At 69.4% G+C, this 1,629-nt stretch carries 1 protein-coding gene; it reads right to left on the bottom strand.

Going from position 1 to position 1,629, the window contains the following annotated elements; genetic code table 11:
- Positions 1-18: 18 nt before the first annotated feature.
- The gene (locus D4B81_RS17715) at positions 19-1,398 is read right to left on the bottom strand and encodes an IS110 family RNA-guided transposase (protein WP_122263974.1); all 1,380 of its coding nucleotides are present in this window, start codon (positions 1,396-1,398) and stop codon (positions 19-21) included.
- Positions 1,399-1,629: the final 231 nt, after the last annotated feature.

A 1,629-nucleotide genomic window follows, 5' to 3' on the forward strand; every position in this document is an offset into this window, starting at 1 on the left:
CTGAGTTCCTAACGGAAGTCAAGCGACTTGGGACGGCTTATTCTGGGCGTGGGCAGGCCGGGGTGTTGGAGCGCTCAGCGACTCCTGTGACCCCCGGTCTGCCTTGTGGTTGGTGGCCCGGTAGTAGCGCTTCTTCGACGCCTTGCTGGGGACCTGGTACTTCTCGGCGACGATGCGTTTGCCCTCGGCCTGGGTCAGGGGCGTGCCGTCGACATCGCGGATCTGGTAGGGCTGTCCGGTGCGCCAGCAGGTCGCGATCCGGGTCAGCAGGATGGTCGCCAGGTGGCACACGGCGGAGTCGTGGTGGCGGTGGTCGGCGGCCATGAGTCGGGCGTACTTCGCGGCCAGCTGGGGGTCGAGCTTGCGGGCCTGTTCGGCGGCCATCCAGACTGCCTCGCGCAGCAGCGGGTCGCCGGCCTTGGTCAGTCCACCGGTGCGTTCGGAGGTGCCGGACTGGCTGACCTTGGGCACGAGGCCGGAGTAGGAGCGGACTGCGGCCAGGGAGGTGAACCGGTGCGGGTCGCCCAGGCGGCCGGCGATGATGCCGGCCAGCACGGGACCGACGCCGGGGGCGGAGCGGATGATGGCGGCGGGGTCGGCCTCGGCGTAGAGGTTGGCGATCCGTTCGTCCAGGTCGGCGATCTGCTCGGTCAGGGCGATGGCCTGCTCGGCCTCGACGGCGATGTCGGCGGCCAGCTCGGCGAAGTCGATGCCGTCGCCGTCCCACAGGCGCAGCGACTCCTGAGCAGCGGCGATCAGCTCGGCGGCCTTGCCCTCGCGCCAGTGGCCGCGGGAGTAGCGGCGCAGGAACCTGGCCAGCCGGGCCTGCCCGAGCCGGATGACGACGGTGGGGTCGGCGTAGCGGGCCAAGAACGCCAACGTCGCCTTGCCGTAGTCGGTGCCCAGCGCGTCGTACCAGCCCGGTCCGAGCAGCTCGAGCTGGGCATCGAGGCGGTTGAACACCGCGGTGCGCCGCTTGGCGATCGAGGAGCGTTGCTTGACGACCCGGCGCAGCGGGTCGGCCGGCCCGTCACCGACGTGCTCGCGCAGCCCCTCGGGGTGCAGCAGCGGCATCCGAGCCAGGACCACCGAGTCGAGCCGGTCGTTCTTGGTGTGCTTGGAGAAGTACTCGCGCAGGTCGGCCGACTGCGTCGTGGGCACCATCACCACCTTGACCCCGCGCCGGCGGAACCACGCCGCGACCGGGATCCAGGCGTTGCGGGTCGGTTCCATCACCACCGTCAGCTCGGCCGGGTCGCAGTCGATGTCTCCCCATAGCCGTTCCAGGTCGGCGGTGCGGGAGAAGAACTTGCGTCCGCGCCACACCAGTCTTCCGTCGGGGCCGGCCAGCGACGCCACGTGCGCCGCCCGGCAGGCCAGGTCGATTCCCAACGTCATCGCCACGTCCAGCTCCTCTGCTCGTGATCGGGTCGTCCATCTCGAGGAGGAGTCGGCTGGGCCCAGACATTCTGCAAGTAGGAGTCCCCAACCGTGTGGAGCTCCAAGTTCCCGAACAGGGACACCCGCTCACCATCGAGAGCCCCTGCGGGAGCCTCTCAGTAGAAAGGGATCACCGGGTGTCCCAGCCGCTAGATCAGACCCCCGCAGGGATGCCAATCAACCTAAATG

The sequence above is a fragment of the Ornithinimicrobium cerasi genome (genome assembly GCF_003702705.1).
Classification (GTDB): Bacteria; Actinomycetota; Actinomycetes; order Actinomycetales; family Dermatophilaceae; genus Ornithinicoccus; species Ornithinicoccus cerasi.